This window comes from Streptomyces sp. NPDC034099, from assembly GCF_055575415.1.
Genome location: NZ_JBVISR010000007.1, coordinates 1 through 15,947 on the forward strand (window position 1 = coordinate 1; position 15,947 = coordinate 15,947).

Here is a 15,947-nt window from a genome sequence, read left to right on the forward strand (position 1 = left end):
CAACGGGCAGCCCTACGCGGCCGCCGCGGAGATGCGCGTGTACGGCGTGCCCGTGGACCTTCCCACGGGCTACCCGCCGGGGGAACGCCCGGCCGACGTCCGCTGAGCCACCGGCCGGGTGCGGCCCGTCCCTTGGGGAGGCGGGCCGCACCCGGCCGCCGTCGGCCGAAGCGGTCAGTCGAAGGTCTCGACGTACTCCTCCGACGGCCCGAGGCCGGGGCGGTCGCGCAGGGCGACGCGGTCGCCGAGGCGTTCGAGTTCCAGCACGGTCAGGGTGTTGTTGCCGGGGCGCAGGAGCGGGCCGGGCAGGTAGAGCGTGGTCTGGGGACCGATCTCCCAGTAGCGGCCCAACAGGGTGCCGTTGACCCACAGGAACCCCTTGCCGAACCCGGGCAGGGCGACGAAGGTGTCCGCGGGCTCGGCCACGGACAGGACCGCGGTGGCGAACCCCGCCCGGCCGTCCGAGGGAGCCGCCGCAGCGGCGCGTGCCGTGTCCCGCGGGGTCCACGCGTCGAGCGGCAGGGGACGCGTCGTCCAGCCGTGCACCAGCCGTCGGTCCACCCGGACGCCGCCGAGGATGCCCTTGCCCTGGCCGAGCAGCGGGCCGTAGTTGATCCGCCCCTGGTTCTCCACCAGCAGCGCCAGCCGGACCCGCGCGCCGGTCCCGGAGACGGTGAAGGAGGCGCTCTCGCGGTCCAGTACGGCGACGGGTGTGTCGTCGACGAACACCTGGGCGCGGTCGTGCAGACCCGTGACGGTCACCTCGTGGTTCCCCGGGGGCAGCAGCGGCTCGGCCTCGTAGAGCACCAGGCCGGAGGCCAGGGAAAGTTCCTCGAAGCTCAGTGGCAGCGGTGCGGACACCGGCTCGGACACCGCGCGCAGCGCGTCGAGCAGGCCCGCGTGCCGGGTGACCGGCAGGTCGCGGGGGGCCAGCAGCGGTGGGTCGGCCGGCAGCGGTCGCCGGGCTCCGGCGCCGTCGAGCGCGGTGAGTCTGTCCCGCAGGGCGAAGAACTTCGGGGTCAGGGCACCGTTCTCGGCGACGGGGGCGTCCGAGTCGTAGCTGGTGACGGTCGGCTGGAGGCCCTCGCCGTCGTGGTTGGCGCCCGCCCACAGCCCGAAGTTGGTGCCTCCGTGCGCCATGTAGAGGCTCACGGAGCCGCCCTCGTCGAGGATGCCGCCGAGGTCCTCGGCCGCGCTCGCCGCCGACCGGACGTGGTGCTTCTCGCCCCAGTGGTCGAACCAGCCGTTCCAGAACTCGGCACAGAAGAACGGCTCCCGGCTCCGGCGCGAGCGCAGCAGCGCCGCGGCCTCGGCGGGACGTGAGCCGAAGGTCGCCGCCGCCAGTTCGCCGGGCAGGGCTCCGCCGTCCTGCATCAGCGGGGTCGGTCCGTCCGCGGTGTAGAGCAGTTCGGTGATGCCCCGGGCGACGAGGGCGTCCCGGATGTGGCGGACGTAGGAGTGGTCGTCGCCGTAGCTGCCGTACTCGTTCTCGATCTGCACGGCCACGACCGGTCCGCCCCGGCCGGCCTGGAGGTCCGCGACGCGGGGGATCAGCGCGTCGAACCAGCGGTCGACCGCTTCCAGGAAAGGGCCGTGGGACGTGCGCAGCCGCATGCCCGGGGTGCCGGTCAGCCAGGCGGGCAGACCGCCGTTGTCCCACTCGGCGCAGATGTACGGGCCCGGCCGCACGACGACGTCCAGCCCCTCGTCCTGGGCCAGTCGGACGAAGCGGTCCAGGTCGCGCGGACCGTCGAAGCGGATGTCGCCCGGGGTGCGTTCGTGGAAGTTCCACGGGACGTAGGTGTCGACCGTGTTCAGACCGAGGGCGGCCAGCCGTCGGAGCCGGTCGGCCCAGTGTCCGGGATGGACCCGGAAGTAGTGCAGCGAGCCCGCCAGGAGGCGGTGCGGGCGCCCGTTCCGCAGCAGGGTGCCGTCGGCGTGGGTGAGGGTGGATCGCTGCACGGTGCCTCCTTGACCATCGATGGCTGCGACTATGGCAGACGATGTTATCGATGCCAATCCTTCTCGGGACGCGATCAGCAGGCCAGCACCGGAGGCAACCCAGGGGGGCCGCTGGCATCGCTATCAGGCCGCTACGACACACCGTCGACCTCAGGAGCTCGCGCGGGACCCGTGGCGGACGCCGTGACGCCGAGCAGCAGGACGATGTGGGCCGGTCCAGGACGGCGCGGGTCGGCGCACGCGCCTTCCGGTGCGTACGCCGACCGGTCGTGCTCAGCAGGCGCCGAGGTCCTCCCAGACGCCCCACTCGCCGGTGGTGCCGGGCTCCTCGCCCGTCACCCACCACTTGGCACGCCAGGTGCGGCCGTCGTGGGAGACGGTCTCGCCGCCGTTGTAGACGCTCCCGGCGTTCCAGGCTCCCGCGACGCAGTCGCCCGGTTGGCCGCCACCGCCGTCGTCACCGCCGCCGCCGATGTTGACGTCGATGCAGGCGTAGAAGGCGTTGGCGGTGTCCGCGATGTTCCAGACCGCGAGCACCTTCTGCCGCCCGCTGAACCCGCCGAAGTCCAGCTGGTGGCTGACCGAGGCGGGCGGCAGGGCGCCGTGCCCGTCGAACTGGGCGATCTTCCGGTCGCCGATGAAGTACTGCCAGTTGCTGGTGGCGTGCCGCGCCTCGATGGTCCAGGTGAAGGTGTGCGTGGTCCCGATCGGCGTGACCCGCCAGCCCTTGCCGTCGTCGTCCAGGTCGGCCCACCGGGCGTCCCCGCCACTGCAGTTGCGCAGCCCCTTCGGGCCCTCGACGCTCGCCGGTTCCCACTTGATCTGGCCGCACTGCACCACGCGGTTGGCGCACTGGTCCTGCCTGCTCCCCGGCGAGACCACCCAGCCGTGGGCGCTCGCCGTGGGCGCCGGCAGGCTCAGGGCCACCACGGGGGCGACCAGCGCTCCCACGGCGGCGGCCACCCTTCTTTTCATGCGCATGACATCACTGTTCCCTTCGGTCCGCGTCGAATCAGCCTGCCCCGGCTTACGACGGTGCCGATGAGGCAACCTCGCCCGCAGGTCTAGACCTGCGCGTGTAGGTCTAGACCTTAGCGAAGGAGTGAGGGCCGTCAAGGGGGTGCGCGTCGCGCCAACACCCAAGGCCGAGGGGGCCCTTGTGCCGGGCGGCCCGGTGTAGTGGGCTGTCCGCCATGAAGAAGAGAAGCATGGCGGCCCTGACCGCGATCCTGGTCGTGGCCTCCCTCCTCGCGGTGGCGCCCGGTCAACGGGCCGTGGCCGCTGATTCCGGACCCGGCGACGCGGCGCGATCCGCCGAGTCGACGCTGGTCGGCGGGGTCGACCTCGACACGGTGACCATCCCCGAACTCCAGGTCCGTATGAACCGCGGATCGCTGTCCTCGCTCAAGCTGACCCGCGCCTACCTGCGGCGGATCAAGGCCGTCGACCCGAGGATCAACTCGGTGCTGCGCACCAGCCCGACGGCCCTGCGCCAGGCGGCCGCCAGCGACCTGAGGCATCGCCTCGGCAGGACCCGGGGCCCGCTGGACGGCATCCCCGTTCTGCTCAAGGACAATGTGAACACCCGCGACATGCCGACCACCGCCGGGTCGCTGGCCCTCGCCGGGACCCCACCGGACACCGACGCGGACCTGGTCGGGAAGCTGCGGGCGGCCGGCGCGGTGATCCTCGGCAAGACCAACCTCTCCGAGTGGGCCAACTTCCGCGCGGCGAAGCCGACGTCGGGGTGGTCGGCGGTGGGCGGGCAGACCAACAACCCGTACGTCCTGGACCGCAACCCCTGCGGTTCGTCCTCCGGTTCGGCCGCGGCGCTCGCCGCGTCGCTGGCCCAGGTGGCGATCGGGACCGAGACGGACGGCTCCATCGTGTGCCCCGCCGGGATGAACGGCGTGGTCGGCCTCAAGCCCAGCCTCGGAGTGGTCAGCCAGTCGGGCGTCGTACCGATCTCCGCCGAGCAGGACACCGCGGGACCCATGGCCCGCAACGTGATCGACGCCGCGCTCACCCTCTCCGTGCTCGGCGGCCGTGACACCGTGCGCACCGGCGGCGCTCCGAGCCTCACGGACGCGGCCGGCCGTCCCGGCAGCCTGCGCGGCAAACGGATCGGCCTGTGGCGGCTGCCGTCGCTCGGCGCCGAGGTGGACGCCCTCATGACCCGTACCGCGCAGCGGCTGACCGCCGCGGGGGCCGAGGTCGTCGAGGTGACCATGCCCTACCAGGAGCGGCTGGCCGAACTCGAGTTCCCGGCACTGCTGAGCGAGTTCCACCGGGACATCGACGCCTACCTCCCGACCCGCGGCGGGCCGCAGGACCTGGCCGGACTGATCGAGTTCAACCGCACGCACCCGCGGGAGCAGACCTGCTTCGCCGGCCAGGAGCTGTTCGAGCAGGCGCTGGCCGCACCGCCCACCACGGACCCGGAGTACCGGGCGATGCGCGCGGAGTTGACCGACCTGTCCCGGCGGTCCATCGACGAGGTCATGGCCGCGCACGGCCTGGACGCCATCGCCTCCCCCGCGAACCCGCCCGCCTGGACCACCGACTGCGCGCGCGGCGACAACGACGTGATCCCGTCCTCGACCCCCGCCGCCGTCGCCGGGTACCCCTCGTTGTCCGTGCCCGCCGGCTTCGCCGGGGAGCTGCCGGTGGGGCTGCTCCTCATGGCCGGCGACCGCCAGGACGCCGAACTGCTGTCCCTGGGGGCGGCGGTGGAGCATCGGCTGGACGCCTGGCGGGCGCCCCGGTATCTGCCCTCGGCTCCGTCCGGCACCGCACGCTGAGCCGACCGGCGAGCGCCGAGTCGTCGAGCGGTGCCTCGACGCGGTCGCTCGCCGGTATGCAGCTGACCTTCTCCTCGCCCGCGAGCAGTGATCTCCGGCTGCACCCTGCGTAGTCCCCCGTGCGTTCGTGTCGGCTCCGACCACCGCAACGTATCGAGACAAACGGTACGAATGCCACCGACACGCACCCTTTGATCATTACCCCTATTTAAGGCGGGCTTTGGGGAGGGCGTGACGGCGGGCGACCGCGGCGGCGGCTCCGCGGTGCGCACTTCGGCCCACGCCTCGCCTCAGGCCTCGGCGACTTCTCCATACAGCTGGGAGAGTTCGGGCACGCCGTCCTCCGCCCACGCGTGGCCGTTCGCCACCACGTCGAACTCCCGGCCGGAGGCGAGCCGGACGACAGGCTGCCCGTCGGAGCGGATGGCCCAGGCGGCGCCGGGCACGGTGCGCACGATCACGGTGCCGAGGTACAGACCGGCGTCGTTGCCGAGCCAGGTCAGGATCTCCTCGTCGCTGCGCCAGCGTGGCAGCACCTGGTCCAGCTGTTCCAGGGAGAGCGCGGAGTCGTCGAGCCTGACCCCCTCCCGCAGCGCCTGCGAGCGCAGCAGATCACAGTCGGCGAGCAGCTCGCCGATGCCCTCCGCGTCGTGCGCCCGGGGGTCCTCGCGCCGCTTGCCCAGGAAGGGGATGTTCATACCTCCACACTGTCATTCGTACCGCCATGTGCACCACAGGGCACGCGGAAGGTGTGCGCGGCGTGCGCGGCTACAGGTCCAGGTCCACGACGACCGGCGCGTGGTCCGAGGCGCCCTTGCCCTTGCGCTCCTCGCGGTCGACGTAGGAGTCGGTGACCGCCTTGGCGAAGGGCTCGTTGCCGTACACCAGGTCGATGCGCATGCCGCGGTTCTTGGGGAAGCAGAGCTGGCGGTAGTCCCAGTACGTGAAGGGGTGGTCGTACTTGAGTGGGCGCGGGACCACGTCGGACAGGCCGGCCCCGCGCAGGGACGCGAGGGCGGCGCGCTCGGCGGGGGTGACGTGGGTGGCGCCCTCGAAGGCCGCACGGTCGTAGACGTCGTCGTCGGTCGGCGCGACGTTGTAGTCACCCATCACGGCGAAGGGGCGGCTGCCGGAGGCGTCGCCCTCGACGGCGGCGCGCAGGGCCTCGAACCACTGGAGCTTGTACGCGTAGTGGGGGTGGTCCACCTCGCGCCCGTTCGGCACGTACACGGACCAGACGCGGGCCGGGCCGCAGGTGGCGGAGATCGCGCGGGGCTCCTGGACGCCCTCGTAGCCCGGGTCGCCGGGCAGGCCCTTGACCACGTCGTCGAGGCCGACGCGGGAGAGCACCGCCACCCCGTTCCATCGGCCGGTGGCGTGGACCGCCGCCTCGTATCCCGCCTCGCGCAGCTCGTCGAAGGGGAACTGCGCCTCGGCGACCTTGGCCTCCTGGAGGCACAGCACGTCGGTGCCGCTGCTCTCCAGCCAGGCGAGCAGCCTCGGCAGGCGGGCGGTGATCGAGTTCACGTTCCAGGTCGCGATGCGCATGTCCCACAACCTACCGGGCGGGACTGACAACGGGTCCCGCCCGGGGTCCGGCCCCGGGTCTCACACCCGGGCGGAGTCGCCCGGCGTCAGCCGCAGGTGCTCGGAGCCGCCCAGCTCGCCGATCTGACGGTCGTAGATCGGGCGGGCGAGGTCGGTGAGGAGGGCGTCGTGGATGTCGTAGGCCCGCCGCGGTTTGACCTCGCGGACGTACTCGATCACCTCGGCGATCTTGTTCCACGGGGCCATGACCGGCAGCATCAGCGTCTCGACCGGGCGGTCGGGGACGGTGAGGGCGTCGCCGGGGTGGAAGACCTTGCCGCCGTCCACCAGGAAGCCGACGTTGGTGACGCGCGGGATGTCCGGGTGGATCACCGCGTGCAGCTCCCCGTGGACCTGTACGTCGAAACCGGCGGCGGTGAAGGTGTCGCCGTGACCGACGGTGTGGACGCGGCCCGGGAACGCCGCCGAGATCTTCTCCGCGACCGACTTCAGCGTCCAGATCGCGGCGGCCGGGTTGTCCTCCATGGCGGCGCGCAGCCGCAGCTCGTCGAAGTGGTCCGGGTGTTCGTGGGTGACGAGGATCGCGTCCGCGCCCAGGGCGGCGTCCTCCTCGCTGAACCCGCCGGGGTCCAGGACGAGCGTCTGCCCGTCCTTCTCGAGGCGGACGCAGGCGTGCGACTTCTTGGTGAGCTTCATGACTCCATCCTGCCGCCGCGCGCCCGCTGCCCGCCCGTGGGGCTCACTCGGGCGGTGTCGTCTCCTCGCGGATGACCTGCTGGGCCACCCGGAACGCGCCGCTCGCGGCCGGCACGCCGCAGTAGACGGCCGCCTGGAGCAGTACTTCCTTGATCTCGCCCGGGGTGAGGCCGTTGCGCAGGGCGGCCCTGAGGTGGGGTGCCAGCTCGTCCAGGTGGCCGCCGGCGACGAGGGCGGTGAGGGTGACACAGCTGCGCGAGCGCCGGTCGAGGCCCGGACGGTCCCAGATCTCTCCCCAGGCGTACCGGGTGAGGAACTCCTGGAAGTCCCCCGAGAACTCGTCCGCCTGCGCGAGCGCCTGGTCGACGTGCCCGTCGCCGAGGACCTCGCGGCGCACCTTGAGCCCCGCGTCGTACGGATCGGGCCGCCCCTGTGCCTGCGGCGGCACGGCGGGGGCCGGGGCGATCTCGGCGATGGGCGCGGTCTGCGGCGGCTGGGCGGGCACCGGCTGGACGGGCCCGGCGCCGGTCCCGGCGACCGGGACCGGGTGTGCGAGGTGGACCGGGACGGGGATCTGGCCGGTGGAGGTGGCGTCGTGGGGGGCCTGCCAGGCGGTGGTGAAGTGCCGCACCAGCAGGTCGGTGACGGCGGCGGGCTGCTCGACCGGGACCAGGTGGGAGGCGCCGGGGACCACCGCGAGGCGGGCGTCGGGGATGCCGGCGACCAGGGTGCGGGCCTCGGCGGGGCCGGTGACCTGGTCGTCGGAGCCGACGAGGACCAGGGTGGGGACGCCGACCCGGCCTAGTTCGCCGCGCACGTCGAAGGCGGCGAGGGCCTCGCAGGCGGAGATGTAGCAGCCGGGGTCGGTGGTCCGCACCATCTGCACGGCCCACTCGGTGATCGCGGGCTGCGCGGCCGCGTACCCGCCGGTGAACCAGCGCTCCGGGGAGCTGCGGGCGATGGGGTCGAGCCCGTTGGTACGCACGATCACGCCGCGCTGGCGGAACTCGTCGGCCGTGCCGAACCGGGGCGAGGCGGCGATCAGCGCGAGGGAGGCGAGCCGCTCGGGGTGGCGCAGGGCCAGCTCGATACCGACCGCGCCGCCGAAGGCGCAGCCCGCGTACCCGAAGCGGTGCACGCCGAGTCCGTCGAGGGTGGCCAGCAGACGCGTGGTGAGTTCGGCGACGGACCCTGCCGGGTGGGCCGGGGCACCGCCGTGTCCGGGCAGGTCGAACCGGAAGACCCGCCACTGCTGAGCCAGTTCGGGCACCTGCCGGTCCCACATGTGCCATGTGGTACCGAGGGACGGTCCCAAGATCAGCACGGGGAGGTGTTCTGGCCCGTCAAAGCGGTATTGCAGTGTTTCGATCTTGGCTTCGGTCACGGGTTCACACCTTCATCTGTCACAATTTGTCACACGCCCCCTGCGAGACCTCCCCATGCCTCCGCCGCAGGAAGCAGGTCCGCCACGTCCGGCTTCACGTACCACTTCTTCGGCGTCTTCACGTTGGTGTGCCCGACCCACATGGCGAGCAGGTGATCCGGCACCCCGTTGTTGGCCAGGTACGTGAGGCAAGACGCCCGAGCATCGTACAGACGGACCCTGCGAAGGCCGTTTGCATCCATTATTTTGGGCCCGCGTTCGGAGCTGCCGACCGTTCAGCGCGCCCCCAAGTTCATCCACGAGCACATACCCGTCGCCCTCGTACCCCTCGCCCGCCGCCAGGTGTCCACTGCCTGCGTGGCGCGGAACGTCTTCAACGCCTCCCGTACGAGGCTCGGGAGCGGCAACACACGCTCCCCCGCCATGCTCTTTGTCCTTCTCCACCACCGTGCGGTTGCCCATCACGGTGCGGGTGTTGGCGATGCTGAGCGTGGCCGCGTCCAAGTCGATGTCCGACCACCGCAAGCCGCAGACCTCCGCCGGACGGAGCCCCATCAGGGACAGCAGCAGCGGCGCAAACAGGCGGTCACTCTTCATCGCAGCGACGAAGGCACCCACCTCCGAGGCGTTCCATGGCTGGACAACCTCCTTTAGCCTTCCTCGCCGTCCACCAGTGCCCGATCGGCGTCTGCCTCGGTTCCTCCTTTGCAGCCAACCACAAGGGCATGCCAATCCTGACGGCCCACGACCGCCCCGACTTCCTCCGCCGCCAGGTACTCACCTCGCGCAACGTCCACGGCGGCCGGTTCACGGACCTCGCGCTCGGCGGCCTCAACCAGATCGAGCACCATCTGTTCCCCAGCATGCCCAGCCCCAACCTGCGCAAGGCCCGCACCATCGTCCTGCAGTACTGCCGGGAACTGGGTGTCGACTGTGCCGAGACGGGGCTGGTCGCCTCGTACCGGCTCGTGCTCGTCAGCCTCCACCAGGCCGGGGCACCGCTGCGGGGCACGCCTCTTCGGGCCTAGGCGGACGGCTGCGGTGTGCGCAGCGACTGTGCCCGGCCCCGACCCCCGGTGAGATGCGAGGGCACGGATGTCGGAGGAGGGTGGGGATAGGGGTCGCGGCCGTCCAGCCGGGGCGCAGGAGCCGGGGGCACCCACGGACCGGGCGGCAGGGTCGCATGCGACCTGAACAGCATGATTCGCCGACCGTACTTGGGGCCGTTCATGGATACCGAGACGCAAGCCACGCTCGCCGCCGCCCTCGCGGCCGGATACGCGTTGGGTCGCACCAAAAAGGGCAGAGTCGCCATCGGGGTCACTTCCGTACTCGCCGGACAAGGACTGCTGAGTCCCAAGGAGCTGATCAACCGAGCACTGCGCAAGGCATTCGGAAGTCCGCAGGCCGCGCAGCTGCTGGAGCAGGTGCGCGGGGAACTCATGGACTCCGCTCGATCCGCCCTGTCCGCGACCGCCGACCGCCGCTTGGGTGCGCTGGCCGACTCGTTGCAGCAGCGCACCGACTCTCTCGTGGGCCGGCCCGGCGACGAGGACGAGGGACCGTCTGAGGAAGCGGAACCGGACGACGAAGAAGGGCAGGAAGAGGGCACCGGAGGAGAAGAAGGGGACGGCCCCCAGGCGCCGCCCCGTCGGAGCCGGACGAAGAAGAGCCCGGCGAAGAGGTCCGCATCCCTGACCGCTCCGGCGCAGAAGGCTCCCGCCGGGAAGAAGGGTGCCGCTTCGAAGCCCGCGGAGAAGAAGGTCGCCTCCGGCAAGGCATCTACCCGTGGCAGCCGAAAGAGGTAGGTCATGGCCAAGACGGCGGAGAAAGCAGCCCATGCCGGCGCTTCCGGCATGGACCGGCTCAAGGAGCAGTTGTCCGCGTTCGCTGCGGCGCAGGGCCAGCGTCTGGTGGACAAGGCCAGTGACAAGATCAGCGATCTCTCGCAGGGCCTGGGGGACGTGAGCGACGGCAACAGCACGTTGCTCAATGTCGGCAAACGCGTACTCGGCGAAGGGGAGTCGCCGATCAAGGCGTTCCTCGGAGAGAAGGCGGGCGATGTGAAGGACAAGGTGGCCGACACCGTGAAGGGCGCATTCGGCGGCGGTGGCAAGGCGGGGAGCGTGAAGGTCACGAACATCGTCGAGGTCATCGACGTCGGCAAGCCGCTGCGCACCGTGTACGACCGCTGGACCCAGCTGGAGGAGTTCAGCTCCTTCACCAAGGGCGTCCAGAGCGTCTCGCAGTCGGACGAGACCGAGAGTGACTGGAATGCCAAGATCGCCTTCTCCAGCCGTAGCTGGAAGGCCACCGTTCAGGAGCAGGTACCCGACGAGCGCATCGTCTGGAACTCCGAAGGCGGCAAAGGCACCACGCGCGGGGCCGTCAGCTTCCACGAGCTGACTCCGGATCTCACACGGGTCGTCGCCGTGGTCGAGTACTACCCGTCCGGCTTCTTCGAGAAGACCGGCAACATCTGGCGTGCGCAGGGACGCCGCCTGCGCCTCGACCTCAAGCACTTCCTGCGGTACGTCACTCTCTCGGACGACGAGGACCTGGAGGGCTGGCGCGGCGAGATCCGCGACGGCGAGGTGGTCCGATCGCACGAAGAAGGTCTCGAGGACGACGAGGAGCAAGGGGACGGGGAGCGGGACGACGAGGAAGCCGAGGAAGGCGACGCGGACGACGCGGACGACGCGGACGACGCCGACGCCCCGTACGCGGACGAGGAGGACGGAGAGGAGGAAGAAGACGAAGAGGACGAGGAGCAAGGCCGGTAGGCGATACCGGGCCGGCCCATACGGGAATGCGCGTCATCGGCCCCGGCCCGGCAATGCGAGTTCACCTCAAGCGCCGACGCGGGCTGGGTGGCTGCAAGGTCGCCTACCTGCCCGGCCTGTCCGTGCGGCGGATCGCCGATCTCTACCCGGGCGAGGCGAAGACCGACGCCAAAGACGCTGCGGTGATCGCGGAGGCCGCACGGACCATGTCGCACACCCTGCGCTCGTTGGAACTGACCGGTGAGATCACCGCCGAGCTGACCGTGCTGGTGGGCTTCGACCAGGACCTCGCGGCCGAGGCGACCCGCACCTCGAATCGGATACGCGGCCTGCTCACCCACTTCCACCCTAGCCTGGAACGCGTCCTCGGCCCGCGCCCGGACCACCCCGCCGTGACCTGGCTGCTGGAACGCTACGGATCTCCAGCCGCCCTGCGGAAAGCTGGACGCCGCAAGCTGGTCGAGGTGATCCGGCCCAAGGCTCCGCGCATGGCCCAGCGACTGATCGACGAGGTGTTCGACGCGCTCGACGGGCAGACCGTCGTGGTCCCGGGCACTGGCACCCTCAACCTCGTGATCCCGTCCCTGGCCCGTTCGCTTGCTGCCGTCCATGAACAGCGACGAGCCCTGGAAGCGCAGATCGGACAACTGCTGGAGGCCCACCCTCTTTCCGCGGTCCTGACCTCGATTCCGGGGGTCGCGGTCAGGACCGCCGCCACCCTGCTGGTCACCATCGGCGACGGAACCAGCTTCCCTACCGCCGCCCACCTGGCCTCCTACGCCGGCCCAGCCCCGACGACCAAGTCGTCGGGGACCTCGATCCACGGCGAACACCGTTCAGATCACCGTGCAGGCCATCCCATGTGCCGGCGGGCTTCGCGGAGGTCAACTTCAAGTTGTGCTGGCCAGATGGAGAGTGAGGACGGCTCGGACGAGGCTGGTGATGCGTGGGGACGGGGCGTTTCCCGCGTGGTGGTGTCCGTGGGTGCGGTAGGTCAGGACTCGAGGTGGCCCAGGGCGTTGATCACGGCAGCGATGGCAGGCTCGGCGGCGCGTTCGCGGTGGTGGGCTGCCATGAGGTGGACGTGCCATTCCGGCATGTCGCTCACGTCGAGTTCGACCAGGGTACGGGCGGCGAGGTCGCGTTCGACCGTGGCGCGGGTGAGGACGGCGACGGCCTGCCCGGAGCGCGCGAGATCGGCTGCCGTCTCGGCGGAACTGATGCGGTAGAGCTGATGCGCGCGGGCGGGGGCGTCCAGGAGCAGATCGTGAAAGAGCTGCGCACCGCTGCCCCAGAGGTTCACGGCGAGGGGGTGGCCGCTCAGCCCTGCCGTGTCGCAGGGGCCCGCCGTGAGCGGGTGGTCCGGGTGACAGACCGCGACGACCGGCTCACTGCGGAACATGTGCAGCCGTACCTCGTGAGCGTGCGGCATCGGCAGTGTGATGGCGATGTCGGTCGCGCCCGCGGCCACCCGCTGGAGTGCGTCCTGGCTGTGCTGGTCGTCGACCACGACGGCGTATCTGAGCTGCTGCAGGGCACCGATGACGAAGGGGACGGCCAGCGGTGCGTAGCTGGCGTGGGTGGTCACGTGCAGGGTGCCCTGGGTGTCGTCCTCCCGTGCAATGTCCAGGGCGCGAGCCGCCAGATCCAGACACCGCTCCGCATGGGGCAGCAGCCGTTCCCCCGCGGGCGTCAGCGACACTCCTCGGCTGGAGCGGTCGAGCAGTGGCTGGCCGACGAGCCGTTCCAGCCGGCGCAGCCGCTCGCTGACGGACGGTTGCGCAACGCGCAGCTCACGTGCTGCGGCGGACAGCGAGCCGACGGATGCGGCGGTGACGAAGACACGCAGGTCCGCGAGTTCCAGAGCCATAGGTGCAACCTATCGCCAGCGCCTTGGGATCACGGGATTCTGTGTGGCCGACGGCGCCCATAGCGTGCCTGGTATGACATTCCCGGTGAGGTGAGGAGCCTCTCTTGCACGAGATTTACGAGACCGCTGTCGAACTCGTCCCTGCGATTACGGATGATCTGCCCGGGATCGTCGCCATCCAGAATCACACGGCCGCGACCTCGCACGCCCGGTTCGCCACCAGACCGCATCGCATGGAGGAGCGGCGGGACTGGTTCGCTCAGTTCGCGGAGACGGGTCCGTACCGAATGCTCGTCGCCCGGCGCGGCAATCAGGTTCTCGGTTATGCCTGCAGCCAGTGCTACCGCGATCAGGACGCTTTCCGGGAAACGGTCGAGGTGAGCATCGGACTCGGCGAGGACAGCAGAGGACAGGGGCTGGGAACCGCCCTCTACCGTGCGCTCTTCGGTCTCCTGGCCGACGAACCGGTGCATGTCGCCCTCGCCGGCATCGCGCTGCCGAACGACGTGTCGCTGGCCCTGCACCGCAAGTTCGGCTTCGCCGAAATCGGAACCTTCCACGAGTACGCCGTGAAGAACGGCCAGTACCTGAGCTCCCTGTGGATGCAACGCCTGCAGTCCACTCCGCTCCCGGGACCGGACCAGAGCTGACTGGTCCCGTGATCGTGTGCCAGGGGCCAATGAGAATACGGGGCGGGGCCGCAAAAGGCGTGCGGTGGCCGCAGGCGACCGCATGTTCGTCGTCCCCGGGACAGGCCCGGTGGGCGGCTTCGAAGAGCCCGGCCCCGCGAGACCACCTCCGCAACGGCCAGCCCTTGCCCAGCTCGCAGCCGGTTTCGGGATCGGCACCACCACCGCCTACCGGTACATCGCCGAGGCAGTCGAGCTCCTGGCCGCCCTCGCTCCCACGCTCGCAAACCGTACGGCCGCGTCGATGAAGGCATACCTGATCCTGGACGGGGCCCTTCTGCCCATGGACCGCATCGCTGCCGACCGGCCTTTCTACTCGGGCAGAACACCGGAAGCACGGCATGAACGTGCAGCTCATAGCCGATCCCAAAGGACACCTGCTCTGGGCTTCACCGGCCCTGGCCGGCGCTGTCCATGACGTCCGGTCCGCACATGAACACGGCATCATCGACGCCCTCGCCCGGGCCGGCATCAACTGTTGGGCGAACAAGGGCTACCAGGGCGCAGGCGGCACCGTCCCTTCGCAGACGGCGGAGACAGGTGAGGTTGCAGGCCGGCTCGGCGTCGGGACTTACGAGCCTGCTGCCTCGTATCCCGGCGCTTCGCGGGCTCACGATCCAGGTGTTCGGACCGTCCCCGCAGCACGCGCTGCATCTGCCCGTGACGCGGCTGGTCGGCTCCGATCGCGCATCCGAAGAGCCTAGCCCGGCTCAACCCCGTACCGACCTCTCGTCCGCTGTCCCAAACCCCCTTCCGTAACCCTCGACTCGACTCGACTCAAAACAACTCAAAACAACTCGACGCGACGCGACTCATCTCGCGCACCGAAGGAATCCACATCATGAGACCCCTGACCGAGCGCGACATCCGCACCTCCTTCGTCAACTGCTCCAAGGGTGTGGCCGAACGCCTCCCCCTGCCCGAGGATCTGGCGGACATCGACCACTGGAGCGACCTGTACTTCCTGGGCTGGCGCGATCTGTCCGCGCCCGCCCGCAGCTACCTCGTCACCGAGCGCGGCGGTGAACCGGTCGGCGTGACCCTGCTCTCGTCGTCCACCACGCGCGGCTTCCTGCGCCGCAGCATGTGTTCGCTCTGCCTCACGCCCCACCCCGGCGGACGCATGGAGGAGTCCCTCACCGTCGAGCAGCAGATCGACCGCGCCCGCGCCAACCTCTGGGCGTTCCTGTACCGGCTCTTGAGCTGAGCCCGTCCGTGCCGGGCCGCCTCACCGGGGCGGCACGGCACGGACTCGCGCTCTGCCAGGAGTCAAGCAGCAGACGTGCCGCCGCTCTCACCTCTCGGGCTCGTCGGCCATCCCTCTGCCCACGCGCGCGGCGGTCTCGCGCAGCCAGATGTGGGCCGCGTCGTGGGTGTGCACGGGGTGCCACCACATGGCCTCCCGCAACGGCACGGCCTCGTACGGCGGCTCCACCACGCGCACGCCGGCGAGGGGCGCCAGGAGCCGGGCCAGGCGGGCCTGGATGAGGGCGATGCGGCGGGTGCCGGCCACCAGCAGCGGGATGATCTGGAAGCTGTCGACGGAGACCTCGACGTGGGGTTCGATGCCCAGCATGCCGAGCTGGCGCACGGCCGGGGCGTCGTAGGTGCGCTGGTAGGTGACCCAGGGCAGCCGGGCGAGGTCCTGGCGGGTCAGGTGGTCGTCGATGCTCGGGTGGTCGTCGGCGACGAGGAAGACCCAGCGGTCCCCGTAGAGGTCGGTGGCCGGGAAGTCGCTGATGACACCGTGCGGCATCAGCAGCCCGTCGGACGTGCTGAGCAGCGTGTCCGTGGCGTCCACGACCGTGGTCGGGGTCTGCGCGAACCGCAGCCGGATGCCGGGCGCCTCCTCGTGCATGACCCGGGCCAGTTCGGCACCGAAGACCGCGACGGCGTAGTCGGACGCGATCAGCTTGAACTCCCGGTGCTCCTTGGCGGGGTCGAAGTCCGCCTGGCTGGCGAAGAGGCGCTCCAGCACGTCGTACGCCGTGGAGGTGCGGTCCAGGAGGACCTGGCCGAGGGCGGTCAGCTCGTAGTGGCCGCCGACCCGGGCGAGCAGGTCGTCGTCGAAGTGGCGGCGCAGCCGGGACAGGGCCGCGCTCATCGCGGGCTGGCTGAGTCCGACCCGCCGCCCGGCACGGGTGACGTTGCGTTCTTCCAGTAGGGCCCGCAGGGCGACGACGAGGTTGAGGTCCAGGCGACTGAGATTCACTG

Annotated in this window: 13 protein-coding genes and 3 pseudogenes; 8 read left to right on the forward strand and 8 right to left on the reverse strand. The window is 70.7% G+C overall.

What is annotated here, in order from left to right:
• Positions 1-174: 174 nt before the first annotated feature.
• Together ACZ56V_RS20660 and ACZ56V_RS20665 are read right to left on the reverse strand one after the other, a co-directional pair.
• Complete coding sequence (locus ACZ56V_RS20660) at positions 175-1,962, reverse strand: glycoside hydrolase family 35 protein (RefSeq protein ID WP_468944125.1); 1,788 nt, start codon at positions 1,960-1,962, stop codon at positions 175-177.
• Between the two features lie 273 nt (positions 1,963-2,235).
• Positions 2,236-2,943: a lytic polysaccharide monooxygenase gene (locus tag ACZ56V_RS20665; protein ID WP_468944127.1), complete on the reverse strand. Its 708-nt coding sequence runs from the start codon at positions 2,941-2,943 to the stop codon at positions 2,236-2,238.
• A gap of 212 nt (positions 2,944-3,155) precedes the next feature.
• Between ACZ56V_RS20665 and ACZ56V_RS20670 the strand changes: the two genes are divergently transcribed.
• Positions 3,156-4,763 (forward strand): amidase family protein, encoded by a 1,608-nt coding sequence (locus ACZ56V_RS20670; protein WP_468944130.1) that lies wholly within the window; start codon positions 3,156-3,158, stop codon positions 4,761-4,763.
• A 290-nt stretch (positions 4,764-5,053) separates the two neighbouring features.
• Here the strand turns inward: ACZ56V_RS20670 and ACZ56V_RS20675 are convergent, their stop codons facing one another.
• The 4 genes from ACZ56V_RS20675 to pcaDC form a co-directional block, all read right to left on the reverse strand.
• Positions 5,054-5,461 carry a DUF6278 family protein gene (locus tag ACZ56V_RS20675; protein WP_398916300.1) on the reverse strand — a complete coding sequence of 136 codons (408 nt, stop codon included), beginning with the start codon at positions 5,459-5,461 and terminating at the stop codon, positions 5,054-5,056.
• Positions 5,462-5,531: 70 nt separating this feature from the next.
• A complete protein-coding gene (locus tag ACZ56V_RS20680; protein ID WP_398916298.1) occupies positions 5,532-6,311 on the reverse strand; it encodes an exodeoxyribonuclease III in 780 nt (259 codons plus the stop codon).
• A 60-nt stretch (positions 6,312-6,371) separates the two neighbouring features.
• Positions 6,372-7,007, reverse strand: a complete 636-nt coding sequence (locus ACZ56V_RS20685; protein WP_104631910.1) for an MBL fold metallo-hydrolase — start codon at positions 7,005-7,007, stop codon at positions 6,372-6,374.
• Positions 7,008-7,050: 43 nt separating this feature from the next.
• On the reverse strand, positions 7,051-8,391 hold the full coding sequence (gene pcaDC, locus ACZ56V_RS20690) for a bifunctional 3-oxoadipate enol-lactonase/4-carboxymuconolactone decarboxylase PcaDC (protein WP_467381106.1): 1,341 nt from the start codon (positions 8,389-8,391) through the stop codon (positions 7,051-7,053).
• 650 nt (positions 8,392-9,041) lie between these two features.
• Here pcaDC and ACZ56V_RS20695 point away from each other — a divergent pair.
• From ACZ56V_RS20695 to ACZ56V_RS20710, 4 genes and pseudogenes are all read left to right on the forward strand, one after another.
• Positions 9,042-9,419: pseudogene (locus tag ACZ56V_RS20695) on the forward strand (fatty acid desaturase); the annotation flags it as partial.
• 201 nt (positions 9,420-9,620) lie between these two features.
• Positions 9,621-10,199: a hypothetical protein gene (locus ACZ56V_RS20700; protein ID WP_468944135.1), complete on the forward strand. Its 579-nt coding sequence runs from the start codon at positions 9,621-9,623 to the stop codon at positions 10,197-10,199.
• A 3-nt stretch (positions 10,200-10,202) separates the two neighbouring features.
• A complete protein-coding gene (locus ACZ56V_RS20705) occupies positions 10,203-11,174 on the forward strand; it encodes an SRPBCC family protein (protein WP_468944138.1) in 972 nt (323 codons plus the stop codon).
• A gap of 89 nt (positions 11,175-11,263) precedes the next feature.
• Positions 11,264-12,073, forward strand: a pseudogene (locus tag ACZ56V_RS20710) (IS110 family RNA-guided transposase); the annotation flags it as partial.
• Positions 12,074-12,168: 95 nt separating this feature from the next.
• On the opposite strand, the gene ACZ56V_RS20715 reads toward ACZ56V_RS20710, so the two are convergent.
• A complete protein-coding gene (locus tag ACZ56V_RS20715; protein WP_398916267.1) occupies positions 12,169-13,044 on the reverse strand; it encodes a LysR family transcriptional regulator in 876 nt (291 codons plus the stop codon).
• A 104-nt stretch (positions 13,045-13,148) separates the two neighbouring features.
• Here ACZ56V_RS20715 and ACZ56V_RS20720 point away from each other — a divergent pair, with 104 nt between their 5' ends.
• From ACZ56V_RS20720 to ACZ56V_RS20730, 3 genes and pseudogenes are all read left to right on the forward strand, one after another.
• On the forward strand, positions 13,149-13,694 hold the full coding sequence (locus ACZ56V_RS20720; protein ID WP_398916265.1) for a GNAT family N-acetyltransferase: 546 nt from the start codon (positions 13,149-13,151) through the stop codon (positions 13,692-13,694).
• A 143-nt stretch (positions 13,695-13,837) separates the two neighbouring features.
• Positions 13,838-14,251, forward strand: a pseudogene (locus ACZ56V_RS20725) (transposase family protein); the annotation flags it as partial.
• Between the two features lie 323 nt (positions 14,252-14,574).
• Positions 14,575-14,940, forward strand: coding sequence for an FBP domain-containing protein (locus ACZ56V_RS20730; RefSeq protein ID WP_398916263.1), 366 nt, complete (start codon positions 14,575-14,577; stop codon positions 14,938-14,940).
• Positions 14,941-15,027: 87 nt separating this feature from the next.
• Here ACZ56V_RS20730 and ACZ56V_RS20735 read toward each other — a convergent pair whose 3' ends face one another.
• Positions 15,028-15,945 carry a LysR family transcriptional regulator gene (locus tag ACZ56V_RS20735; RefSeq protein WP_398916260.1) on the reverse strand — a complete coding sequence of 306 codons (918 nt, stop codon included), beginning with the start codon at positions 15,943-15,945 and terminating at the stop codon, positions 15,028-15,030.
• Positions 15,946-15,947 lie beyond the last annotated feature (2 nt).